At 45.6% G+C, this 25,405-nt stretch carries 20 protein-coding genes; 4 read left to right on the forward strand and 16 right to left on the reverse strand.

The window, feature by feature from the left end; genetic code table 11:
- Positions 1-140 precede the first annotated feature (140 nt).
- The 6 genes from AK965_RS19140 to AK965_RS19165 all read right to left on the reverse strand — a co-directional run bounded on the left by AK965_RS19140 (position 141) and on the right by AK965_RS19165 (position 6,726).
- Complete coding sequence (locus tag AK965_RS19140; protein ID WP_099081099.1) at positions 141-1,391, reverse strand: glutamate-5-semialdehyde dehydrogenase; 1,251 nt, start codon at positions 1,389-1,391, stop codon at positions 141-143.
- Between the two features lie 17 nt (positions 1,392-1,408).
- Positions 1,409-2,548 (reverse strand): glutamate 5-kinase, encoded by a 1,140-nt coding sequence (proB, locus tag AK965_RS19145; protein ID WP_099081100.1) that lies wholly within the window; start codon positions 2,546-2,548, stop codon positions 1,409-1,411.
- Positions 2,549-2,670: 122 nt separating this feature from the next.
- Positions 2,671-3,060, reverse strand: a complete 390-nt coding sequence (gene crl / locus AK965_RS19150) for a sigma factor-binding protein Crl (RefSeq protein WP_099081101.1) — start codon at positions 3,058-3,060, stop codon at positions 2,671-2,673.
- Positions 3,061-3,170: 110 nt separating this feature from the next.
- Positions 3,171-4,418, reverse strand: coding sequence for an esterase FrsA (gene frsA / locus AK965_RS19155; RefSeq protein WP_099081102.1), 1,248 nt, complete (start codon positions 4,416-4,418; stop codon positions 3,171-3,173).
- 91 nt (positions 4,419-4,509) lie between these two features.
- The gene (tet(34), locus tag AK965_RS19160; protein ID WP_005447605.1) at positions 4,510-4,974 is read right to left on the reverse strand and encodes an oxytetracycline resistance phosphoribosyltransferase domain-containing protein Tet(34); all 465 of its coding nucleotides are present in this window, start codon (positions 4,972-4,974) and stop codon (positions 4,510-4,512) included.
- Positions 4,975-5,436: 462 nt separating this feature from the next.
- Entirely contained in the window at positions 5,437-6,726 is a 1,290-nt protein-coding gene (locus AK965_RS19165; RefSeq protein ID WP_099081103.1) for an NCS2 family permease, read from the reverse strand.
- Between the two features lie 1,027 nt (positions 6,727-7,753).
- On the opposite strand from AK965_RS19165, the gene AK965_RS19170 reads away from it, so the two are divergent.
- Positions 7,754-9,226, forward strand: a complete 1,473-nt coding sequence (locus tag AK965_RS19170; RefSeq protein ID WP_099081104.1) for an aminoacyl-histidine dipeptidase — start codon at positions 7,754-7,756, stop codon at positions 9,224-9,226.
- Positions 9,227-9,314: 88 nt separating this feature from the next.
- On the opposite strand, the gene AK965_RS19175 is transcribed toward AK965_RS19170, so the two are convergent.
- On the reverse strand, positions 9,315-9,854 hold the full coding sequence (locus AK965_RS19175; RefSeq protein WP_099081105.1) for a DUF3332 domain-containing protein: 540 nt from the start codon (positions 9,852-9,854) through the stop codon (positions 9,315-9,317).
- Between the two features lie 327 nt (positions 9,855-10,181).
- On the opposite strand from AK965_RS19175, the gene AK965_RS19180 reads away from it, so the two are divergent.
- A complete protein-coding gene (locus AK965_RS19180; RefSeq protein WP_099081106.1) occupies positions 10,182-11,252 on the forward strand; it encodes a succinylglutamate desuccinylase/aspartoacylase family protein in 1,071 nt (356 codons plus the stop codon).
- Positions 11,253-11,304: 52 nt separating this feature from the next.
- Here the strand turns inward: AK965_RS19180 and AK965_RS19185 are convergent, their stop codons facing one another.
- Both AK965_RS19185 and purL read right to left on the reverse strand, forming a co-directional pair.
- Positions 11,305-11,604 carry a DUF3622 domain-containing protein gene (locus tag AK965_RS19185; protein ID WP_099081107.1) on the reverse strand — a complete coding sequence of 100 codons (300 nt, stop codon included), beginning with the start codon at positions 11,602-11,604 and terminating at the stop codon, positions 11,305-11,307.
- A 226-nt stretch (positions 11,605-11,830) separates the two neighbouring features.
- Entirely contained in the window at positions 11,831-15,724 is a 3,894-nt protein-coding gene (gene purL, locus AK965_RS19190; RefSeq protein WP_099081108.1) for a phosphoribosylformylglycinamidine synthase, read from the reverse strand.
- A gap of 299 nt (positions 15,725-16,023) precedes the next feature.
- On the opposite strand from purL, the gene mltF reads away from it, so the two are divergent.
- Positions 16,024-17,601 (forward strand): membrane-bound lytic murein transglycosylase MltF, encoded by a 1,578-nt coding sequence (gene mltF, locus AK965_RS19195; RefSeq protein WP_099081109.1) that lies wholly within the window; start codon positions 16,024-16,026, stop codon positions 17,599-17,601.
- 466 nt (positions 17,602-18,067) lie between these two features.
- Here the strand turns inward: mltF and tadA are convergent, their stop codons facing one another.
- From tadA to AK965_RS19235, 6 genes are all read right to left on the reverse strand, one after another.
- The gene (gene tadA, locus AK965_RS19205) at positions 18,068-18,601 is read right to left on the reverse strand and encodes a tRNA adenosine(34) deaminase TadA (RefSeq protein WP_099081111.1); all 534 of its coding nucleotides are present in this window, start codon (positions 18,599-18,601) and stop codon (positions 18,068-18,070) included.
- A gap of 152 nt (positions 18,602-18,753) precedes the next feature.
- Positions 18,754-20,313: an AbgT family transporter gene (locus AK965_RS19210; protein WP_099081112.1), complete on the reverse strand. Its 1,560-nt coding sequence runs from the start codon at positions 20,311-20,313 to the stop codon at positions 18,754-18,756.
- A gap of 292 nt (positions 20,314-20,605) precedes the next feature.
- Positions 20,606-21,016, reverse strand: a complete 411-nt coding sequence (locus AK965_RS19220) for a prepilin-type N-terminal cleavage/methylation domain-containing protein (protein WP_099081114.1) — start codon at positions 21,014-21,016, stop codon at positions 20,606-20,608.
- Positions 20,991-22,247 (reverse strand): hypothetical protein, encoded by a 1,257-nt coding sequence (locus AK965_RS19225; protein ID WP_099081115.1) that lies wholly within the window; start codon positions 22,245-22,247, stop codon positions 20,991-20,993. Before AK965_RS19225 ends, AK965_RS19220 begins: the two co-directional genes overlap by 26 nt.
- Positions 22,247-22,873: a PilW family protein gene (locus AK965_RS19230; protein ID WP_099081116.1), complete on the reverse strand. Its 627-nt coding sequence runs from the start codon at positions 22,871-22,873 to the stop codon at positions 22,247-22,249. Before AK965_RS19230 ends, AK965_RS19225 begins: the two co-directional genes overlap by 1 nt.
- An 11-nt stretch (positions 22,874-22,884) precedes the next feature.
- Positions 22,885-23,400 carry a Tfp pilus assembly protein FimT/FimU gene (locus tag AK965_RS19235; RefSeq protein WP_172438199.1) on the reverse strand — a complete coding sequence of 172 codons (516 nt, stop codon included), beginning with the start codon at positions 23,398-23,400 and terminating at the stop codon, positions 22,885-22,887.
- A 103-nt stretch (positions 23,401-23,503) separates the two neighbouring features.
- On the opposite strand from AK965_RS19235, the gene AK965_RS19240 reads away from it, so the two are divergent.
- Positions 23,504-23,938, forward strand: coding sequence for a type IV pilin protein (locus AK965_RS19240; protein ID WP_099081118.1), 435 nt, complete (start codon positions 23,504-23,506; stop codon positions 23,936-23,938).
- Positions 23,939-24,025: 87 nt separating this feature from the next.
- Here AK965_RS19240 and dnaJ read toward each other — a convergent pair whose 3' ends face one another.
- Positions 24,026-25,174 carry a molecular chaperone DnaJ gene (dnaJ, locus tag AK965_RS19245; RefSeq protein WP_099081119.1) on the reverse strand — a complete coding sequence of 383 codons (1,149 nt, stop codon included), beginning with the start codon at positions 25,172-25,174 and terminating at the stop codon, positions 24,026-24,028.
- Positions 25,175-25,405: the final 231 nt, after the last annotated feature.

A 25,405-nucleotide genomic window follows, 5' to 3' on the forward strand; every position in this document is an offset into this window, starting at 1 on the left:
GTGGTTAATTGCAAAATAAAAGGCTCTAAGTTTTGGGAACTTAGAGCCTTTATAAGCCATCTGTAGGATCGTTCAACCGATCATTTATCTCTTAACTGATCGGCATTAGGCATTACTGCCCCTTTTTCAATCAATATCAGTTAACTACGTACAAGGTAGTTCGCTTTACCTACCCATTTGTAACTGGTTAGCTCTTCTAAACCCATCGGCCCACGCGCGTGCAGTTTCTGAGTGGATACTGCCACTTCTGCACCTAAACCGAATTGTGCTCCATCAGTAAAGCGCGTCGCCGCGTTTACGTATACTGCAGCAGAGCCCACTGAGTTAATAAACCATTCAGCATTTTCCAGGCTATTGGTCATGATTGCATCGGAATGGCTCGCATTGTGAACACGCATATGGTCAATCGCTTCTTTCACGTCAGCAACCACTTTTACGCCAAGCGTGTAACTTAACCATTCCGTATCAAAATCACCTTCACCGGCATCGCGAATGTGTTTCGCTTGTGCCATTAGTGCTTTTGCTTTTGGCTCTGCAACGAACGTCACTTTGTCGTTCATGCGATCAACAATCATTGATAAGAATTGCGCTGCTACCTTCTCGTGTACTAACAGTGTATCTAATGAGTTACATGCCGATGGGCGTTGAACTTTTGAGTTCTCAACCACGTTTAGCGATTTTTCTAGTTCCGCTGATTCATCGACGAAAATATGACTGATACCAAAACCGCCAATGATGACTGGAATCGTGCTGTTCTCTTTACACATTTTGTGTAGACCAGCGCCACCACGTGGAATGATCATATCGACGTAATCATCCAGTTTAAGCAATTGAGAAACCAACTCACGGTCAGGCTTTTCAATATACTGAACAGATGCCGCAGGTAAGTTCGCTTTCGCTAGCGCCAATTGGATAACTTTCACCAACTCCATGTTCGAGAAGAAGGTCTCTTTACCACCACGTAGAATACTAGCGTTACCCGTTTTCAGACACAGTGCCGCAATATCGATAGTTACGTTTGGCCGCGCTTCGTAAATCACACCCACGACACCAAGAGGAACGCGACGACGAGACAGTGACATGCCGTTTTCTAGTACTTTACTGTCAATTTCGCTACCGACTGGGTCATTTAGGCTGATAACGTTACGAACGTCATTTGCTATGCCAATTAGGCGCTCTTCATTCAGTAGGAGACGATCAAGCAGCGCGTCTGTTAGACCTGCTTCACGGCCCAGTTCGATGTCTTTTGCGTTGGCAGCCAAAATTGTTGCAGCATTTGCTTCTAGCTCATCCGCGATGATGGCTAGCGCTTGGTTCTTCTGTGCAGTTGACGCCGTCGCCAGCTCGAAAGCTGCATCTTTGGCAGCTTTCCCCATATTCGTTAAATCCACTTTGCTTCCCTCAAATTCTATTCTTGAATAACAACAAGATCATCGCGATGAATCACTTCCGAGCCGTAGTCATGCCCCAAAATAGAGATGATATCTTTACTGTGCTTACCGGCAATTTTCGCTAAGTCTTCACTTGAGTAAGCGCTGATACCACGGGCAACTAACTTACCGTGCGAGTTGGTGACACGTGCGACTTCACCACGCGCGAAATCACCACTAACTTTGATCACACCTTTCGCTAACAAACTACTGCCCGTGCCTACCACCGCATTAACTGCACCGTCATCGATCACGATGTCACCACTAGCGGCAGGACCCGCAAGGATCCAACGCTTACGGTTTTCTAGTGCTTCTGAGCAAGGTAGGAAACGGGTGCCTTGTGGCTCTGGGCTCAACGAATCAAAAATCACGTTTGGCGCACTACCTGCCGCAATAATTACCTCAATACCGGCTCGGCGAGCAATGTCTGCGGCTTGGAGTTTGGTTGCCATACCGCCAGTACCGAGCATTGTTCCGCTGCCACCTGCAATTTTACGCAAAGTATCATCGATGGTTTTCACCTCTTTGATCAGCTCTGCATTTGGGTCTTTACGCGGGTCTGCGGTAAACAAGCCTTTTTGGTCAGTGAGGAGTAATAATTTATCTGCACCACACAAAATCCCCACCAAAGCAGACAAGTTATCGTTGTCACCCACTTTGATTTCGTTCGTTGCTACTGCGTCGTTTTCGTTAACGATAGGAATAATGTCGTTTGCTACCAGTGCGTTAATAGTGTCACGCGCGTTAAGGAAGCGCTCACGATCATCTAAATCTGCGCGAGTCAGCAGCATTTGACCAATTTTAATACCGTAAATGCCAAACAGTGACTCCCATGTTTGAATCAAGCGGCTCTGACCCACAGCAGCAAGCAACTGTTTGCTCGCCATCGCATTGGGCAGCGCGGGGTATCCAAGATGCTCTCGGCCTGCTGCAATTGCACCAGACGAAACCATTACGACTGAATGGCCTTGTTTTTTTAGCTCCGCACATTGACGAGCCAGCTCTACCATGTGAGCACGGTCTAACGCCAAAGTACCGCCTGTCAGCACACTTGTTCCCAGTTTCACAACGACGGTCTGTGGTTGTGAAACAACTGCATTCTGTTGATTCGTTGTCATGATGTCTTCTGAAATGAAAAACAAATAAAGAGTGGATGTTTTAGCAATCAAATGGGGATTTAACAAGCAGAAAAGGTGCGAAAACGCACCTTTTTGTCTTAGGGAAGAGTAAATCAGTCAAATTAGGCAAAATCAAACGACTCGGTGTGATATTCCACTTCCAATTTGAAATATTCACTCATTGTCTCAACAAGCTTTTTGTGAAAGATGTTTTGAGTTAAGTACACTTCTTCAACGACTTTTTTGGGTAATGACTCTGATTCCCACTCGCCTTCTTGATTATACTTGCCGATATGGTACTTAGCCGTAAAGCCACTTTCGATGGACTCCAAATCCATCCACCAGCCCCAAAACTCACGTTGTTCAGGTGACTTTTTGTCGTCTACACAGACTGATAGGCAATCAAAATAATACCTCCCTTCCTGTGATTGTGGTTCGCGTAGGTAAGGCCCTACCGCCTTTAACTTTGACATCAAGCGAAAATGGGTCGGGCTTTGACTCGTCTCTGACATAAGAATCTCCGTTTCTATAGTGAGGATATCTACTACCCAGTAAATTATTTAATTGTAATGAGCATGTTTTTTGCTCAACTGCATTACTCTTCACTAAATTAGGCTCTTTGTCATCTCAATAGTTCATCTTCTAACCACTTTATGGCTAAATCGAGGGATTGCTCATATCCTTTTGTAATTGTTTTGGAACTGATTTTCTTCGCCTGACCATACTGGCTAAACAGTGCCACCAACTGATTATCACTGTGAGGAGAAATCGGGTCGCCCTCTAAACTCAAGGCAAGGATTGGTACTTTGGTTCTACGGCTGCTCAAAAAACCCTGCACTTTCAATGACCACGCCATCATTTGTCCGGCCATGCTGTTGATATCGACCGCACTCTTTCCTAAACGTGAAGCTAGTAAGTCTAAATACATCTTGGGCATCTGCTGCAACTTCTTCGGCGAAGTAAACAAATCATGGACAGGCGCCCCTAACGACACGCAAGCTTTGATCTTCTCTTGTTCAATAAAAGAAAGACGGATCATGGCGTTACCACCAAAGCGGAAACCAACCAAACCCACTTTATGATGATCAACCCAAGGAACAGAATAGAGTTCGTTAAGTACGGCCTGATGCACACAACTTGAGTCTTCGGTCAATGGGCAGTGTGAGCTATGACCTACCGAAGGCATATCCACGGTCAACATGGCAATGCCTTTTGGCGCTAAGTGATCACGGAAAAGTCGCCACATGTCGGTTTGCAAGCTATCTAAACCCGCACTCACCATCACCACTGGCAATTGCTTATCGGTACGTGGCAGATGCAAGTTCGCAATGATCTTATGCTTTTGATAAGGCACTTCAATCTGCTTAATCGTGTATTGCGTCTTTTCAGAGGCTTCCGAATAGGCTTTGTTCGCTAGCACTTGAGCCTGTAGCGCTAAGTTGTCATTTTTTAGGTGAGGATAACCTGCAATGCTAAAACACAGCGATGCCGAAAACAACTCATCAGCCGCTTCCTCACCACTGAGATCTTTTGCACGTCGTTGATGCTCCATACCTAATTTTATCCACTCAAATGTCCAGTTACCGCTGTGATACCCCATCACCGTATCTAACCATCTATCTTGAGTGCGAGAATGAGGAGAAGAAGCAATTTTTGATAAAACGCCTTCTATCTCTATGGGAGATACCCCCTGCCAAGCCCACTGTAAACGTCTCAGGTGGCGATACCAGGCACTATCATCACTCCCTTCTCGTTCATCAAGAATCTTTTGGCTGGTCGGCATGTACTGAGTAAGTGCGGACGTTTCTTTCGCCTGTTTATGATTGGCAAACAAAGCTTCGGAAAGGTTTTTACTGACGTCTTCTGACATAGGAAGAACTCTAGGCTGTTAGCAATAGCTTTAATAATAATAAAAAAAATGCCCCTATAAAGGGGCATTTCTCAAGATTCTTCGTATCCAATTACTTTTGCTTGCGGTTTACCGGCTCAGCGTACTGGATAGACATATCCCATGGCTGTTCAATCCAAGTATCTTGAGCGATATCGACTACATAGTCATCAAGCAGTTCTTTTCCAGACGGTTTCGCACATACCGCGATAAGTTTTGCTTTCGGGTACATTTCACGTAGTTTACGCGCTGTGTCGCCGCTATCTACTAGGTCTTCAATAATTAGGTAACCTTCGCCATCACCTTCCGGTGCTTTTAGCACGGTCATGTCACGTTGGTGATCGTGGTCGTAGCTTGAGATACAGATTGTATCAACGTAACGAATACCTAACTCACGAGCCAAGATTGCACCAGGAACCAAACCACCGCGGCTTACCGCCCAAATACCTTTCCATTGCTCAGCTGGCATTTGTTTCTCAGCCAGTTCACGGCAGTAAGACTGCATCGCATCCCAAGTGATAATGAATTTTTTACTCATTGTAATAACCTAATAATTTCAAAATATGCATCCCCTCTACCTAGCTTGATGTACTGAATTGGACACATCTCACTAAATTTTCCACACCAGAGGAAATGGGGGTTTCAAGCTGCGCAAACGATTATTCTACCGAAACACTTCCGTAATACCAACGCTGATATCAAAATTCTCCGCTTATTGCGCAGAAAAATCGTATTCGGTGAACAACACAAAATGAAGAAGTGAATGTATTCTACCAATCGTAGTAAATAACTGGTCATTCTAGCTTGTTATAACGCTCGATAACTTCGTTTAAAATTTTGATTGTAGAATAACTACTTATCGAAAATTTCACCTTATTTCCAAACGTTTTTTCCTACGCTAACTCTGATCACTGACTTACTGCGATGGGTATTACCGGGGAAAATCAAAAAAAAAAAGCCAGTGCGAACCAACATCCACACTGGCTTTTTTCAAACCGGATTAACCTACGATGTATTTCACGATGAAGATGGCAGACATAACCCACACACTCATCGATACGTCACGGCCTTTACCACTGAACAACTTGATAGCGGCGTAAGCGATGAAGCCTAACGTGATACCTTCTGCGATAGAGAAAGTCAGAGGCATAACTAGACAGGTAACCACTACCGGAGCGGCTTCTGTTAGGTCACGCCAGTCGATACCGACAAGCCCAGAAAGCATCAGGATAGCTACGTAAAACAGCGCGCCAGATGTCGCGTAAGCTGGGATCATTCCCGCTAGTGGCGAGAACAATAGAGCAAGGAGGAACAGCACACCAACAACGACGGCTGTTAGACCCGTACGACCACCTGCTGCCACACCTGACACACTCTCAATGTAAGATGTGGTGTTTGATGTACCTAGCAACGCACCGACAGATGTCGCCGTTGAGTCAGCTAGTAGCGCTTTGTTTAGACGAGGAATGTTACCGTTTTCGTCAGTTAGTCCCGCTTTTTGAGACACACCGACTAGCGTGCCTGCCGTATCGAACAAGTCCACGAATAAGAAAGCAAATACGACTGAAATCATGCCAACTTCAAATAAGCCAGAGAAGTCTAACTGCATGAACGTTGGAGCTAAACTTGGTGGTGCGGACATGACTCCGCCCCATTGCACATCACCAAAGATAAGACCTAACGCCGTTACGCCAAGAATGGCGATCATTACCGCGCCTTTTACACCACGGTGAACTAAAGCAATAGTAAGGAAAAAACTAATCGCCGCAAGCACTGATTGAAGTGACGTGATGTTGCCCATAGAAACCAGTGTCGCTGGGTTATCAACTACGATGCCTGCATTTTTAAGCGCGATAAATGCAAGAAAAAGACCGATACCAGCAGAAATACCTGTACGCAAAGAAAGAGGAATCGAATTGATGATCCATTCACGGATCTTAAACACACTCAATGCAATGAAAAGCAAACCAGAAACGAATACAGCAGCTAACGCCACTTGCCAGGTATAGCCCATACCCAACACAACAGAATAGGTGAAAAACGCATTCAAACCCATGCCCGGAGCTTGAGCAATTGGGTAATTAGCAACTAAGCCCATTATGAAACAGCCAATCGCAGCGGCAAGACACGTCGCAACAAATACAGCGCCACGATCCATACCTGCATCCGCAAGAATCGTCGGGTTTACAAAAATGATGTAAGCCATGGTAAGGAAAGTAGTAATACCTGCGATGATCTCAGTGCGCACATTGGTGCCGTTTTCACTAAGTTTAAATAGCCTTTCGAGCATGTTCGAATCCTGTAAAGATAAAAAGTAAACGGTTGCGTAATCGATTGGCTGGGATTATAAAGTTATCAAATAACAAATTCCAGATAGAATTTTCACTCTAATGCATTTTTTTTCTTTGGATATGCAATTCATTCGGTAGAACCTGAAGCGCTCGTAGAGTTTATACCTTAATAAACAAACAGTAATAGACGAATACGCTATTTAAGGCGATGTGTACAAAGTGAACAATGTATTAAACTTCCAAATAAAAATACCAACTTTTCAACCTAAAACACTTAATTATTTGGCTGGTAATTGGGGTAAGCGGGGCAGTGGTAACAGAAAAGAGCTTTGGTGGTGAGAAAGTAGCCGGAAACGAAAAAAAAGATAAAAAAACGCCACTCAAAATGAGTGGCGGTGAATCATGTCAGCACTATTACTGAAAAAAAATTCCAATTTATAGGGGTGAACAAACTGTTCGAGTCACATGCGTTGGTTGCAATTAGTAACCAAAGCTTGTTGGGTATACAAAGTTACCGGTATAAACAGATTTGTTATTCCAGAACATTGCACTTGGTAAACCTTTCATAAATATCACCTTCTAAATCAATTAATACTGTCGTTGATTTCTCGGTTCCTTGGAGGCGATAAACGGACTCATCCTTTGAGCATTTCATTCTTCTTTTAAAAAGCTGGTTACAAATATACCATTAAGAAATTAAATTACAACATTTATAGTGAGCTGCATCACGCAAAACTCAAAAAAACACCACATTAAAAGCTTATGTGAAAGTTAATTACAAAAGAGTTGACTGTAATTTGATGGCTTTTTCAAATGATATGCACTTAACTTCACCTCCTATTAATGACTTCTTCGCCGAGAAAGGAGATACCTACGTTAGAATTCCTTTTCCTGACGACTACTCGCGATATCGTTCTGGTGGTATGCTTGATTCCAATTTAAAGCCAATACTAACTAGCATGTACTGCTAGACATAAAATATTTTTGCGACACATATTTGGCAAAACACATCAAAAGGAGTCCTCCGTGTCTGAATTCCATTCTGAGATCAGTACCTTATCACCTGCTCCACTTTGGCAGTTCTTCGATAAGATTTGTTCCATTCCTCATCCTTCAAAACATGAAGAAGCGCTCGCTCAGTACATTGTTAACTGGGCTACGGAGCAAGGTTTTGACGTACGTCGCGATCCCACTGGCAACGTGTTTATTAAAAAGCCAGCTACACCTGGCATGGAGAACAAGAAAGGTGTGGTGCTTCAAGCACACATCGATATGGTGCCACAAAAGAACGAAGACACTGATCACGACTTCACTATAGATCCTATCCAGCCATACATTGATGGCGAATGGGTAACTGCAAAAGGAACAACGCTTGGTGCTGATAACGGCATCGGTATGGCTTCTTGTCTTGCGGTTCTTGCTTCTACTGAAATCCAACATGGTCCTATCGAAGTTCTACTGACGATCGATGAAGAAGCTGGCATGACGGGCGCATTTGGGCTTGAAGCAGGCTGGTTGGAAGGCGATATCCTGCTGAACACAGACTCTGAGCAAGAAGGTGAAGTGTACATGGGGTGTGCTGGCGGTATCGACGGTGCAATGACATTCGATATCGCTCGCGATGCCATCCCGGCAGGCTTTGTTACTCGTCAGTTAACGCTTAAAGGCCTAAAAGGTGGTCACTCTGGTTGTGACATCCACACCGGTCGCGGTAACGCAAACAAACTGATTGCTCGTTTCCTAGCGGGTCACGCGCAAGAGTTAGATCTTCGTCTAGTCGATTTCCGCGGCGGTAGTCTACGTAACGCGATCCCTCGTGAAGCGTTCGTAACGGTTGCACTTCCTGCAGAAAATCAAGACAAACTCGCAGAGTTATTCAGCTACTACACTGAGCTTCTAAAAGCCGAGCTTGGTAAAGTTGAAACAGGTATCGTCACTTTCAACGAAGAGTTCGCAACGGACGCACAAGCATTCACAGTCGCCGATCAACAGCGTTTTATCGCCGCACTCAATGCCTGCCCGAACGGCGTAATTCGCATGAGTGACGAGATCGAAGGCGTGGTTGAGACCTCGTTGAACGTTGGTGTTATCACAACAGCAGAGAATAAAGTGACGGTACTTTGCTTAATCCGTTCTCTGATCGATTCAGGCCGCAGCCAAGTCGAAGGCATGCTGCACTCAGTGGCAGAACTTGCTGGAGCACAAATCGAATTCTCAGGTGCATACCCTGGTTGGAAGCCGGATGCTGATTCCGAAATCATGGCAATCTTCCGTGATATGTACGAAGGCATTTACGGCCACAAACCAAACATTATGGTCATTCACGCAGGTCTTGAGTGTGGTTTATTCAAAGAACCTTACCCTAATATGGATATGGTTTCTTTCGGCCCAACCATCAAGTTCCCCCACTCTCCAGATGAAAAAGTGAAGATCGATACTGTTCAGCTGTTCTGGGATCAAATGGTTGCACTACTAGAAGCCATTCCTGAGAAAGCGTAAAGCTTAATGTCTGAGTTCACCTAGACCAATACAATAGACACAAAAAAAGGGTGCCGACGCACCCTTTTCATTATCCACAAATCGCGAATTATGCACGAGTCTGTGCGTATGCTGCCAGCTCATCCATAGAAGTTGTGGCTACCACTTCACCATCGATGTAGTAAGTAACAAATTCACCGTCGCGCACACCCATTAGGGTCGCTTTCTCGCCGTTGTTGTAAGTAATGTCCATTTCAACTGTGTTTTCGTCAAGTTGCTGCATTTGGCCTTGTTCGATTACACGGTTGTTCGTTAGAGGCCCGATTGGAGCCGTCGTTAAAGACTTATCTAACTGGTGGTTTACGTCAATGTAAGTGTCCATCTTAGTATCAAAGATGTGTGGCTTACCGTTTAGTGGGTTTTTACCAGTCCAGAACTCTAGCGAGTTAAATACAATGTAGTCAGCTGCAACCGAAATACCGTAAATTGGCGCCATTAGCATGTTTAGACCACCACGAGCGTAACGGTTGTCTACTGCTTTTAGATTAAAGCCCATAACGTAGCCCGTTACTGCGTTGCTGCCTACACAGCCAGAAAGTGATACTGCTACTGCAGTCATCGCACCAATTTTAGCGATCGCCTTTTTCATCAAAGCCTCTATATAAAAACTAGGTCAAAATTTCGGCGCGAATATTAGCCGATAACGCCTAATGATAAAAGACGGATTTTCAGTAAAAAAATCGCTGTATTGTTTTTAATACTCATTTATTCATACCACGAATAATAAAGGCAAAATAAACATTACAATTAGCATGACTAATCAGGTAGTTAAATACAAAACGCAATTTAACCACAACATGTGGTGAAACTTTAACCTTATTGATTAAAGTTATTTATCGTATCCTTAAACAGAATGATTAGTGTGATTTTGAACCAGTTGTTACATTGATGCTAACTTATTTGACAGAGATGGTTTATGGCCAGAAGTAAAAAAAGCAAAGTATTTGAACTGTTAGGGCATCAAATACAACCAGGAACGCGACTAGAGACTGAGTTTGAAGCGGCGCAGCTTTACACGCACTCTCCGCTTTCTATTCCTGTGGAAATTATTCATGGTAAACAGGAAGGGCCGGTACTAATGGTAAACGCGGCAATCCATGGTGATGAGCTAAATGGCGTAGAAATCGTTCGTCAGATGATTAACCAATTAGACCCACAAAAACTGAAAGGTACCGTGATTGCTGTGCCTATCGTGAACGTATTCGGCTTTATCCATAAGTCTCGTTACCTGCCAGACCGTCGTGATTTAAACCGTTGCTTCCCTGGTAGTGAAAAAGGCGCACTAGCATCACGTATGGCTCATGGCTTCTTTAACAACATTGCCAACCGCTGTGATTACATTCTGGATCTTCACACGGGTGCGATTCACCGCACTAACTTGCCACAGATTCGCGCTAACCTGAGCAACCCAGAAACACTTCGCATTGCAAAAGCATTTGCAACACCAGTCATTGTCGATTCCGCACTGCGTGACGGTTCTCTTCGCAGTGAAGCAGAGAAATGCGACATTCCGGTTCTTACTTACGAAGCGGGTGAAGCATTACGTTTTGACCCACTGTCGATCAGTGCAGGCGTATTAGGTGTGCAACGTGTAATGCAAGCGATCGGCATGCTACGCGCGAGCCGTAAGAAACTGCCAGAGCCTATCATTGCAAAATCGACGAGCTGGGTTCGTGCATCAGGCAATGGTATTCTGCGTACTGTCGTTAACTTAGGTGATAAAGTAGAAGAAGGTGAAACACTCGCCTACATCAGTTCACCACTAGGTCACGACGAGCTAGAGCTGCTAGCACCAAAAGGAGGTATCGTTATCGGTCAGCAAACGCTGCCTTTGGTTAACGAAGGGGATGCCATCTTCCATATTGCCTACTTCAAGCAAGATGATGACATCGTTGAACAGACGGTAGAAAGCTATATTGAAGAGTTGACGGAGTTTGACGTTGACCAAGTGACTACCGGACAAATCCCACTAGACACTCAGCAATAATGAAATGCTAGATAAAACAAAGCCCTGAACTATCAGGGCTTTTTTGTAACGATTATTCGTCTTCAGCGGTGTCGCGAGCTTTACGAGCTTCTTCTTTGCGAACTTGTGCTGCAAGCTGCTCTGCTTCGCGCTCTTGGCGTTGAGCCGCTTTACGTTCATTGCGAACCACTTGGTTTTGAATGAAGCCCGCTAGCTCTTGTTCAGCCCAAGCTTGAGCCTTCGCTTCGCTGTCAAAACCAGTTTCACGTTTTGATACAACAACCTTGCGAGACGTTACTTGACGAGTGATCTCTGCGCTCCAACCGTTACGTTTTTCAGTTAGGCGGATAGCAAATTTTGGATTTTTAGACATGTATTTCATTTCCTAAGGGATTTAGGGATTAATCAGGGATTCGGTCAACTGATAACTCCATCTAAGCTGAGCTGTTTAACACCATCCCTTGGTAAGCGCGGTATTAGAGCACAATTGATTCGTCTTTGCGCGACTTTTTTAATGCTATATGTGCATTTTTCTTGGTACAAACAAAAGCGCAGACCTTTCGGATCTGCGCTTTTTTCTATTTCATGGATTAGCTGGATTAACCGATGTTCTTACGTGCGTTTTGGAACATACGCATCCAAGCACCGTTCTCGCCCCAACCTTCTGGCGACCATGAGTTAGCCACGGTGCGGAATACACGCTCAGGGTGCGGCATCATGATAGTCACGCGACCATCTTGAGTCGTTAGACCCGTAATCGCGTTTGGCGAACCATTCGGGTTGTTCGGGTATTGTTGCGTCTGGTTACCGTGGTTGTCCACGTAACGAACAGCAACCGTACCAGAGGCTTCAATCGCCGCTAGGTGGTCTGCATCACGCACTTCTACACGACCTTCACCGTGTGATACTGCAATTGGCATACGAGAACCCGCCATACCATCGAAGAATACTGAGTCTGACTTCTGAACTTCTACGAGACTGAAACGTGCTTCGAAGCGCTCTGATTCGTTGCGAACAAAACGCGGCCATAGGTCAGCGCCAGGAATCAGCTCTTTTAGGTTCGATAGCATCTGACAGCCATTACACACACCTAGAGAGAAAGTGTTGTCACGGTTGAAGAAGGTTTGGAACTGCTCACGAGCTTGCACGTTGAATAGAATAGACTTCGCCCAGCCTTCCCCTGCACCAAGTACGTCACCGTAAGAGAAGCCACCACAAGCAACTAAACCTTGGTATTCATCCAGAACGGTTTGACCCGTTAGGATGTCACTCATATGGATATCCGTTGCTTCAAAGCCAGCTCGGTCAAAGGCTGCAGCCATTTCAACGTGAGAGTTAACGCCCTGCTCACGTAGGATTGCCATCTTAGGCTTAGCACCTTTTGCAATGTATGGCGCGGCGATGTCTTCATTCACGTCAAAGCTTAACTTCACGTTCAGACCTGGGTCCGAGTTGTCTTTCTTCGATTCAAACTCTTGGTCAGCACATGCTGGGTTGTCACGTAGACCTTGCATCTTATGTGTGGTTTCAGCCCAAATAGTACGTAGCTCAGTACGAGAACGCTCAAGCAGAACTGCATCACCCGATGTGATAACAAAATCATCGGATTCTTCTACACGACCAATCACGTGTGAACACGTTTCAAGCCCATATACCGCAAGCGTAGAGAGAACCAAATCAAGATCATCATTCTTAACTTGTACAACCGCGCCAAGTTCTTCGTTAAATAGTGCCGCTAACGTATCGTCGCCAAGATCTTGAATATTCGCTTTTACACCGCAGTGACCAGCAAACGCCATTTCTGCTAGCGTGACCAATAGGCCACCATCGCCTTTATCGTGGTAAGCCACTAGCTTGTCATCACGAACTAGCGTTTGCATCGCATCGAAGAAGCCTTTTAGTTGCTCCGCATTATCTACGTCAGCAGGCTTGTCGCCAAGTTGCTTGTAAACTTGTGCTAGTGCCGTTGCACCTAGACGGTTCTTACCGTTACCTAAATCGACAAGAACGAGAGATGAGTCGCCTTTGTCGAGACGCAGCTGAGGCGTCACTGTCTTGCGAATATCTTCCACACGACCAAATGCAGTAATAACAAGCGATAATGGCGAAATGACTTCTTTGTTCTCGCCGTTCTCCTCCCACTTTGTCTTCATCGACATTGAGTCTTTACCAACAGGGATAGTCAAACCAAGCGCAGGACACAATTCTTCACCTACCGCTTTTACCGCTTCGTATAGACCTGCATCTTCACCTGGGTGGCCGGCTGGGGACATCCAGTTAGCCGACAGTTTAATGCGTTTAATATCACCGATGTCTGTCGCTGCAATGTTAGTGAGTGATTCACCTACCGCGAGACGTGCTGACGCACCGAAGTCTAGCAGTGCCACTGGCGTGCGCTCACCCATCGACATCGCTTCGCCGTGGTAAGTGTCGTAACTTGCTGCAGTGACTGCACAGTTTGCTACTGGCACCTGCCAAGGGCCCACCATTTGGTCGCGAGCAACCAGACCCGTTACCGTGCGGTCACCGATGGTGATAAGGAATGTTTTTTCAGCCACAGTTGGAAGGCGAAGTACGCGATCTACGGCTTCATTAAGTTCGATACCGTCACGAACCATCGCTGGGCTTTCCACTTTGAGTGTTGTCGCTTCGCGGTGCATTTTTGGCGGCTTGCCAAGTAGGATATCCATTGGCATATCGATTGGCGTATTGTCGAAGTGCGAATCTTCAAGCGTTAGGTGACGCTCTTCTGTTGCTACACCCACTACTGCATACGGAGCGCGCTCTCGCTTACAAATTGCTTCAAACGCCGCCATGTTCTCTGGTGCCACTGCAAGTACATAACGCTCTTGAGATTCGTTACACCAGATTTCTAGAGGGCTCATGCCCGGCTCATCGTTTGGTACATCACGCAGTTGGAATTTACCACCGCGCTCACCATCATCGACAAGCTCTGGTAGTGCGTTAGAGATACCGCCCGCACCTACGTCGTGGATGAATGCGATTGGGTTCTCTTCACCAAGCTGCCAACAACGGTCAATCACTTCTTGACAACGACGTTCCATCTCTGGGTTTTCACGCTGCACTGAAGCGAAATCGAGATCTTCCGCTGATTGACCTGACGCCATTGAAGAAGCAGCACCGCCACCAAGACCGATGTTCATTGCAGGACCGCCCAGTACGATTAGGCTCGCACCGACTGGGATCTCTTTCTTCTGTACGTGCTCATCTCGGATGTTACCCATGCCACCAGCAATCATGATTGGCTTGTGGTAACCACGAACTTCTTCACCTGCGTGTGAGGTGACTTTTTCTTCGTAAGTACGGAAGTAACCCAGTAGATTTGGGCGACCAAACTCGTTGTTAAACGCCGCACCACCTAATGGACCTTCCAGCATGATGTCTAATGCATTAACGATACGACCAGGCTTACCGAAGTCGGTTTCCCATGGCTGTTCAAAGCCAGGAATGCGTAGGTTAGACGTCGTGAAACCAACCAGACCAGCTTTGGGCTTACCACCGATACCTGTCGCGCCTTCGTCACGAATCTCACCACCAGAACCTGTAGAGGCGCCTGGCCACGGAGAAATTGCGGTTGGGTGGTTGTGCGTTTCTACCTTCATCAAGATGTGTGCATCTTCGTGATGGTAGTTGTATTGACGTGTTTTTGGATCAGGGAAGAAACGACCGACTTTTGAGCCAGCCATGACCGCTGCGTTGTCTTTATAAGCGGAAAGTACGTGGTCAGGTGTCGTTTCAAAGGTATTTTTGATCATCTTAAACAGAGACTTAGGTTGGTCAACACCGTCGATCGTCCAATCTGCGTTAAAGATTTTGTGACGACAGTGCTCTGAGTTCGCCTGTGCAAACATCATCAATTCGATGTCGTTCGGGTTACGACCAAGCTTAGTAAAGCTTTCTACCAAGTAATCAATTTCATCTTCGGCTAGCGCCAAACCTAGGGAAACGTTTGCTTCTTCAAGCGCAAGACGACCGCCAGAAAGGATATCAACGTGTGCCACTGGAGCCGGCTCTGCAACCGTAAATAGTGCTGATGCTGCTTCTAGCTCAGTGAACACGACTTCCATCATACGGTCATGGATAAGCTCTTTTACATCAGCGACTTGAGCCTCAGAAAGAGAAGATGATGTTTCGACATAATACGCAGTACCGCGCTCTAGACGTTTTACGCTGTCTAGACCACAGTTAATGGCGATGTCAGTAGATTTAGAAGACCAAGGCGAAATCGTGCCCGGGCGAGGAGTAACAAGAAGTAAAAGACCTTGTGGCTCATGTTCTTCGATCGTTGGGCCGTAAGTCAGCAACTTTTCCAGTTTTTCTAAATCTTGGTCATTAAGATCAGACTTTAGATCCGCAAAGTGCATAAACTCAGCGTAAATGCCCGTTACAGGCAGATCTTGTTCACGACACAGTTCCAGTAGCTTATTAACACGAAACTCAGAAAGAGCTGGGGAGCCACGCAAAATTCTCATGTGCTTAGGTCTCTTATTGCAAGTGATTAAGGTGATATTGGAATAAATTCAGTGGGTTAAAAAACAAAACTTCGAACCTATGCCGATTTCACCTCTTCGTTGCGAGCGCATTATATAGCAATTGTTTTTGTGATGTAACACCAAAAGCAACCGTTTGCGTTTTTTTTATGTCAAATTTGAATTACAGCAGAAATGTCGATAAATCAGACAATGTCGCACTCTATCTGTCTGATTCTCTTTGCCCCACCAGCGCGCTTTGATATAAAGGCACTAGAAATTTATCGAGACGTACCGAATTAATGCAAATAAGTCAGCTCAACCGATTCAAGCGCAGCGCCCTGCTTTTCGCTTCTGTGCTTTTACTTTCTGCCTGCCAGATTGAGTCGGAACCCAAAAATGAATTCGAGCAAATCCAAGAGCGTGGAGTCCTACGTGTTGGCACGCTAAATAATCAACTCTCCTACTATATTGGCCCTGATGGTCCAGCGGGCTTGGACTACGAACTGGCTCGCAAGTTTGCTGAGCAACTCGGTGTAAAACTGGAGATCAAACCCGCATTCCGCCAAGCTGAGCTTTTCCCTGCACTAAAAAAAGGCGATATCGATATCATCGCGACAGGTCTCAACCAAACATCTCAAGCGGTACAACGATTCCGTCCTGGCCCGGCTTACTACTATGTCAGTCAACAAGTGGTGTATAAGAAAGGTCAGCTTCGCCCACGCCATATCCATCAGTTGATCGACTACCAATCGACCAAGGACAACAATTCCGAAGAAGACTCAACCACTGGTGTTGAAACCCTTAAGATTATTGAGCAATCTCAATACGTTCCGACACTTACCTCACTACAGAAAGCACACCCGGATCTGCAATTTGAGATCGTCGGTAATGCCGATACCCGAGACCTACTCAAACAGGTATCCACTGGCGAACTGCGCTTCACCGTCACAGACTCCGTCGAACTGTCCTTAGCGCAACGTTTGTACCCTGATTTGGCGCTCGCGTTTGAACTGACTGAAGACCAACCCGTGTCTTGGTTTACTCGTCGCTCTGAAGATGAAAGCTTGTACGCTATGTTGATCGAGTTTTTCGGCAACATTAAACAATCTGGTGAGCTAGCGACACTAGAAGAGAAGTACATTGGTCATATTGAAGCCTTCGATTACGTCGACACTCGTGCCTTTATTCGTGCTTTGGATAATACTCTGCCGAAATGGGCCCCGCTGTTTCAAAAATACGGTGAAGAGTTTGACTGGCGCTTGATTGCTGCATTGGCATACCAAGAGTCACACTGGAAGCCTAAAGCGAAGTCGCCAACTGGTGTGCGTGGCATGATGATGCTAACCCTACCAACAGCGAAAAGTGTCGGTGTGACCGATCGTCTCGACCCAGAGCAATCGGTACGTGGTGGTGTGGAATACCTGCGTCAGATTGTAAATCGTGTTCCAGATAGCATTAATGAACATGAGAAAATTTGGTTTGCGCTGGCATCTTATAACGTGGGTTACGGCCATATGATGGATGCGCGACGCCTAACCAAGACACAAGGCGGCGATCCCAATGCGTGGGCCGATGTGAAAGAGCGGCTGCCTTTACTTCGTCAAAAACGTTTCTACAGCCAAACTCGTTACGGTTACGCCCGGGGTGACGAAGCACGTAATTATGTCGAGAATATTCGTCGTTACTACCAGTCAATCATTGGCCATGTAAGCCAAAAACCTTCAATTGAAGAAGGCACTGACGACTTGCAAGTGATCCCACCTCTTAATCCTGATCTGTTAATGTCAAGTGCCGTGGATACCTTCGCGGGTCAAGTATCAGGAGCGGAGGAAACAAAAGCAGAGTCCGAAGAAAAGCTCAAATCCGTTCCAGAATAAACCTTTCAAAAATAGCGAGCATTTTGCTCGCTATTTTTTTGTTGAGCCCACGATAGAAACTTTCTAGAATTCGACCTTTCGAGCTCATTTCCCCTGTATAACTATTTAGCCATAGTACTAAATACCGGAATGAGAAGCTCAATTGGTCACCCTCTACCCGCTCTGACGTCACCCTCATCCATGTGCGTGCATCACAAGAATGTCATCTATTGGTCATGAATCGGGCGCTGCGTAATGTGAGTGTCGGAGAGTGTGTTCGTTGTCTGTAAGAGGTTCTGGTTATGAGAAAACGCAGAGTTCTGTCAAAACGTTTAAATAAGACCGTGGCGGCAAACCGCCGTAAGCGCAAGCTCACGTGTATGAAAAAGAAAATCAATGCGCGTACCCGGGTTTTCATTCACCTAGTGAATCTGTGATAACTTGAAGTAAACCTCTATCCGTTAGAGGTTTACTAGCATTCCTTTCTCTATTCATCGTTCAATTGTGGCCCATTCTCCAACGCATTTTGCATTTGTTTCTTTGCTTTGATTTCTTTTCGACGACGTTTAAAAAACGCTTGCAACTGAGTTCGGCACTCTTCTTCCAGTAACCCGCTTTCTACCGTCGCATAATGATAAGCCGCTTGGCTTTCAAACAGGTTCAGTACGGTTCCAGCTGCGCCCGCTTTGAGATCCGGTGCACCATACACCACACGCTTAACTCGACTGTGCAGCAACGCACCCGCACACATAGGGCACGGCTCTAACGTCACGTACAACGTGGTATCAAGTAAGCGATAATTTTGTAACGTCTCACCAGCTTTACGTAATGTCTGAATCTCAGCATGTGCAGTCGCATCATGGGCACAAATAGAACGATTCCAGCCCTCCGCAATGATCTCACCATCTTTAACTAAAACAGCGCCAACAGGTACCTCCCCCTCCGCTTCAGCTTGCTCAGCAAGCGCCATAGCCCGGCGCATAAACAATTCATCTTGAGAAGTAAAAGAAAGGTCAGACAAAGGAACTCCAGAGAAAATAACGATTCATCGAACAAAGATAGTATCACTAACTTCTGTGTTGCTACAGAAGAAGCCATCGTCATTTTCAGGGTGATAAAAGCAAAAAAAGCGCAGGCCCCTCGACCTGCGCTTTTCAATTTGTTGGATAGCAATTACATCGTGTAAGTGTAAGGTGCTTGAATACCTAGAGGAATGCCTAGCATCCAGTAAGCCACTAGGAAAATAGACCAACCAATCAGCATTGCAATCGAGAATGGCATCATTAGAGACGCTAGTGTACCGATACCTGTCGACTTCACGTAACGTTGACAGTAAACCACCACTAGAGGGAAGAATACCATCAGAGGTGAAATGATGTTCGATACAGAGTCACCGACACGGTATGCCGCTTGAGATAGCTCAGGAGAAATACCTACCGCCATTAGCATTGGCACTAGGATTGGACCAATTAGTGCCCACTTCGCTGATGCAGAACCAATTAGCAGGTTCACAGAAGCCGTTAGAAGAATCATACCGATGATAGTCGCTTCACCTGGTAAATTCATCGCTTTCAGACCTTCCGCACCGTATAGCGCTAGCATCGTACCGATGTTTGATTGCGCGAATGCAGATAGGAACTGTGCACAGAAGAACGACATAACAATGTACGCACCCATTGTAGACATGGTATCTGCCATCGCTTTGATGATGTCGTTGCTTGTCTTAAACGTACCAGAAACTTTACCGTATACGTAACCTGGAATGATGAATAGGATGAAGATCAACGGAACGATAGATCGCATTACAGGCGCAGAAAACGCAGTGATCTCACCTTCCGGTGAACGCAGTGCAGAGTTTTCTGGGATAAGCGCAACAACAAGTAGTGCGATACCTGCCATCATTGCCCAACCAGCGTAACGGAACGCTTTAGACTCAAGCTCAGTGAAAGTACCTAGATCTGGTGCTTTCTCTGCATCTTCGTCAACTGGCGTATTCGCTAGACGAGGTTCGATGATTTTCTCTGTTACGTACCAACCGATAGCAACGATGATTACTGAAGATAGACCTGTAAAGAAGATGTTTGCTAGTGGGTTGACTACGTACTCAGGATCAAGAATCTGTGCCGCTGTTTGTGTAAAACCTGCAAGTAGCGGATCGATACCTGAAGGGATGAAGTTTGCAGAGAACCCCCCTGATACACCTGCGAACGCTGCTGCGATACCCGCTAGAGGGTGACGACCTGCTGCGTGGAAGATAATACCACCTAGAGGAATAACCAGAACGTAGCCCGCATCCGCCGCCGTGTGCGATACGATTGCGACAAGAATTAGCATTGGAGTAAGAAGTTTTGCTGGTGTGAAGTTCAGCATCTTCTTAAGACCTGTGGTGATGAAGCCAGAAGAATCGGCAACACCAACACCGAGCATCGCTACAAGAACGATACCTAGTGGCGCAAAGCCAGTGAACGTCGTCACCATGTTAGCAAGGAAATTTGCTAGAGCTTCACCGGTTAGAAGGTTAGTGATAGTAAGAGCTTCGCCAGTTCGAGGGTTTAAAAGGTCGAAAGAAACATTCGACAAAAGTGCAGACGCAGCCCAAGTAATGATTAGTGCCCAGAAGAACAGAATCGCAGGATCAGGGATTTTGTTACCTGCTCGCTCGATAAAGTTCAGGAAACGGTCCATCCCGCTCGGCTTTGGTGACGGTGTTTTATTGACAGCTTGGTTACTCATGGTAACTCCATTATGAATGATGTTGGTGCCATGGCCTATTTGAATAATTATAACGGCCTATTTTCAACTGGGCATTTTATTCAATCATGACAAAGAAAGCACAAGGTTCTACGATTTTTTCCATATTTGGAGACATATTTTGCAAAAACGCCATATCAATTAAACATAAAAAAAACAGTAGCACACCATCAAAATTAACAGTTCGCAAACCCATTATTAACCAGCACATTTATCGATAAAAATCATCAATGCTTATGACAAAAATCATTTACTAACCAGTCATTCCCTCAGGTTAGTTTATAAATTCACTGTATCGAGAGATCATTGTTTTCAATTCAACCGATTGCGTCTCTCCCGTTCGGTCTTGCCAGCTTGATGTGATGGTAATGGTTTTTAACGAGCCTGAGACTGTCGCCGCAGGCACATCCCATTGCACAGTATAGCTACCAATAACAGAAGATCCTGTCGAGATGGAAGCAAAACTAGCGGTAGAAATCGTTGAGAGCGCAGCGGATGCCCCGCGGGTACGAAACCACTCAAGTTGATTTTCCGCTAAACGCAACGCCTCCATACTTTGGATGGCATAATCAGACTTGCGTTCCATGTAAATTTGCAATTTCGTTAACCCCAAAGCCCCAACGCCAAGCAGAAGAAAAGAAATCAATATTTCGATTAGGCTAAAGCCCTGCTGTTTGGAGATCATTCCAAGATCCCTTTTTCCATTGAACTTTCTTGTGATCATTTGGTACAGATGCCGAATCAAACTCTAGATTAACCGCCGCTCCAAAAACACTTAAGCCTCCTACGGTATCAAAAACATATCCGCCAACCGGTTTAAATGATCCTCCAGAAAAAAATGTTAGCTTTGCTTTTTCCGTAGCAGAAAGAATCCCTATGTGGGCAGTACCAGAAACTTCAGATGTCCATCTTGATGTCATATCACCGACCGATGAAGTGAAAAGGTGATAGACAGTCCCAGGAAAAGAGCCTGAGCCGAAAACCGACAATAACCCATTTTCGACTACAAGAAGTTTTGGTCTTGCTGTTGCACTAACACCAAGACCACTCTCAAGATCACAATCACCTACAACCCAAACTGCATCGCTCGTTGCAAAAGCCGCAGTGATTTTATCAGCACAGGTTTGTGTTGCCCCCGAGTTGCTTGCCACACTACCGTCAATGACCACAAAACCATTTTTAACCTCCGTTAGCTGATCTCTAGGATAGCCAAAGAATGCTGCAAATGGATCGAGCTTAGAGTCATGAATAAAATCATGCTCAAACATCTTTTCATCACCAATATAATCTGCATCATCACCGGTGACTTTCACTTGATAGTCGTTTATACCACCAGAATCATCACAATTGGGATCTCCTAAAACACATAACCCTGCACGAGCAGTGTTGGTCATGTGAGTTGAACTGCACATTTTTCCTAAAGGGTTCGTCGTAACAAAAGTTCCCTCCATCGCCACTGAGGTCATAAATTGAACAGATACACATGTATCAGGGGCGACAAATTCAGGGGTAAAAAGATAAGAACCCATTAATTTCAAATCAGAGCGTGCTTGAATAGCCCCGGTGGGCCTGCCAATAACTTCAATACTTTTTAACACCTTAGCTCGGTTATTTACGCTCGAAGATAACTCATAAAACTTAGGGTCTATCAATGACTGAGTTGCAATAGCAGTACTTTGTGAACAGTTAGAGTAGTCTTGCAAATTAGGTGCTACTGATAAATCAGCTTTATTTATTGCATAAGCACACTCTAATCCCCCTTCCGCGCGCCAATGCTCTTGCCTAGCTTCAATCTGATTATTGGCTCTCTTGATTTGATAAAAGAGCGATTTATAACTGCCGAGTGACATCATCAGTGCAGCGACAAGCAATACACTGACAACCAATAATGCTGCAGCACCTTGTTGTGTTCTCATTACTGCCAGTTCCTTTGCTTCACCGTAAACGACTGCTCTGTATTTACACCTGTAGCCCCTACTAGCTCCGTTCCCAATGTAATCGTCACCAACGCACTTTCAGCCTGAGTATTTTTCAACGTTTCTTCAGCAAGATCAAACCGGTTAACGTGGATCGTTTTCTTATCAAAAAGCCTGTTACATGAGCCAGTACCAGACAACGCGATTACTTCACTAACATCCCAAATCAACGCTTGCTTTCTTTCACAAACAAACAGTGATTCCGGCGTGATGCTCCTCTGCTCATAAACCACGCTCTTATAGAGCGGTGCAGCACCAGAAAAACCTACATGATAAGCGTAAGCGACCAGCCCTCTATCGCTGTCATTAATGGTGTAAATCGTATTGCTTGCACCAGAGATTTTGACTGAATTACCGCCCTTGCCATCAAATCCAGCTCGCTGAATATCACTTCTTAACATCTGTAACACGCTCATGGTATTTTGTAATAACATCAACTCCTTAGCTCTCTCCATCGCCATTTTCTGCCCACCGATATAAAGAGAACCAACGATGGCGAGAGACACAAGCCCCAGAGAAGATGCAATCATAAATTCAACAAGACTCGCGCCTTTCTGATTAAACATGTTCCTCCCCCTTAGGAGCACGTTGAATAACCGAAGAACTCGGTATTGTTGTTATCGCTACACACTCGGACACGAGCAGACAAAGTGTGAGTGATTAGCTTTAGCGCTTTAGAAGATTCACCAACGGGGTAAAAGCGAATGTTGCCGGAAGACGGGCGGCCATGAACATCGTCAAAGCTGATTTGATCGGACGCATAGCTAGGATCGACGACAATATCGCTGTATGGCTCTCCCGAAAACGACAATAAAACCGTACCCGCCCCCTCAGCTCCGTTATCCGTGAGTTCAATTCGCCAATCACCGTTACTTGATGAACCTCCTGACATAATGACATGTGCCCAAAGCCTTTCACGGCGCAAAACCGCTTTCGATTTCCCTAGAATAACAAAACCATGCAGCTCACTCGCTAAGCGCTGCATTTTGTTGGTTTCAAGAATATTTTGAAAAGAGGGTGCTGCCGCAGTCAACAAAACACTCACCACTGCAATGGTGCTCAGAAGCTCTAACAACGTAAACCCGCGAAGCATTTCCCAAATTCCTATGTAAACGGCAAGAGGGCCGTAATTCATCTTGCGCTGATGCTATCACCTAAGAAAAATAGGCGAGTAAGTGAAAAGGAAACTACTCGTCATGATTCGAATATCTGGTTGCAACGGATACAACAGACAACTTAAAGGGATGACATTGATCGAATTACTGCTCGCTGTGGTGATTATTGGGATCATTGCAGCGGTCGCCTATCCGTCTTACACAAAGCACACACTGAAGTCACATCGGATTGTGGCCTTAAGTGATCTTAGCCGTATTCAACTGATGCTAGAGAGTTCTTATAACGGTGATTATGACTGGAGTGGGATCATCTCTGGAGGGAGCTGCACGATTTGCGATTCCGATACAGACCGCTTCTCATTTTCTGTAACAAGCTCTGCAACAGCAGCTTACACAATTGCGGCTACGGCTAAATCTGATCGTGGACAAGATAGCGACAGCTGCTTTACTGGCCAAGACAAAAAAATAACGATCACTTCAACCAATATTGAATCGCCAAGCGATTGTTGGAACTAAAATGTCGTTGCTTAAATAGATAAACCAATAAACATAAAAAAGCCCACATAACTGCGGGCTTCTTATTAAATTCAACTTAGTCAGCAATTAGCTAGTTAGGTCATCAAAGAACTTCTTTACGCCATTGAAAAAGCCTTCTGACTTCGGCTTATGCTTAGTTGCCGCATCACCACCACAAGACTCTTCAAATTCACGTAGCAGTTCTTTTTGACGAGAACTTAGGTTCACTGGCGTTTCTACCACTAGCTTGACGATCAAATCGCCTACACCGCCACTGCGGACACCTTTCACGCCTTTACCGCGCATACGGAACATACGACCTGTTTGCGTTTCTGTTGGCACTTTCAGGTTCACACGGCCATCTAGTGTCGGAACTTCTACTTCACCACCTAATGCCGCCATTGCAAAGCTCACAGGAACTTCACAGTACAGGTTATTGCCGTCACGCTCAAAGATATGGTGCTCTTTCACGTGAACTTGTACATACAAATCACCGGCTGGTGCGCCCATTTCCCCAGCTTCGCCTTCGCCAGACAGACGAATACGGTCACCCGTATCCACACCCGCAGGGATCTTAACGTTAAGTGTTTTGGTTTTATGCTTGCGGCCTTGACCATGACATTCATTACATGGGTCTTTGATGATCTTTCCTTTACCATGACAGGTAGGACAGGTCTGCTGTACAGCAAAGAAACCTTGGCGCATCTGTACTTGACCGTGGCCATGACAGGTACCACACGTCTCAGCGGTTGAGCCCTTCTTCGCGCCGCTACCATCACAAGTATCACAATGAACCAACGTTGGTACTTCGATCTCTTTAGATACCCCACGAACGGCTTCTTCTAAAGACAGTTCCATGTTGTAACGTAGGTCCGCACCACGCTGAGCTCGCTGCTGACCACCGCCACGACGGCCACCACCAAAAATATCACCAAATACATCGCCGAAGATATCGCCGAAGTCAGCGCTGCCGCCACCAAAGCCGCCACCGCCGAAGCCGCCACCACCCTGTTCAAAAGCCGCATGACCATATTGATCATAAGCCGCTTTCTTTTGCGGGCTGGTCAGAACTTCGTACGCTTCTTTTACTTCTTTAAACTTATCCGCAGCAGAATCATCACCCTGATTACGGTCTGGGTGGTATTTCATCGCTAGACGCTTGTACGCCTTTTTGATATCGCGCTCAGAGGCATCACGGCTTACGCCTAATACTTCGTAAAAATCACGTTTTGACATGTTCTTCGTCACCAATTAATTACTGCAAACGGCATCGATTCACCGCTTGGTGTTTGTATCATTCTAGGTAAGTGCACTTATCGCAAAATACTTAACTAGAAAGACAGTATTGACAAACAGACGGGCGTAAGAGTTACCCCAAACGCCCGCATATACAAGTCTTATCGACACTAGGCGACCTAGACAGCCTAGTTAACAAGGTTTATTTCTTGTCGTCTTTAACTTCTTCAA

This window comes from Vibrio sp. PID17_43 (assembly GCF_002608565.1).
Classification (GTDB): Bacteria; Pseudomonadota; Gammaproteobacteria; order Enterobacterales; family Vibrionaceae; genus Vibrio.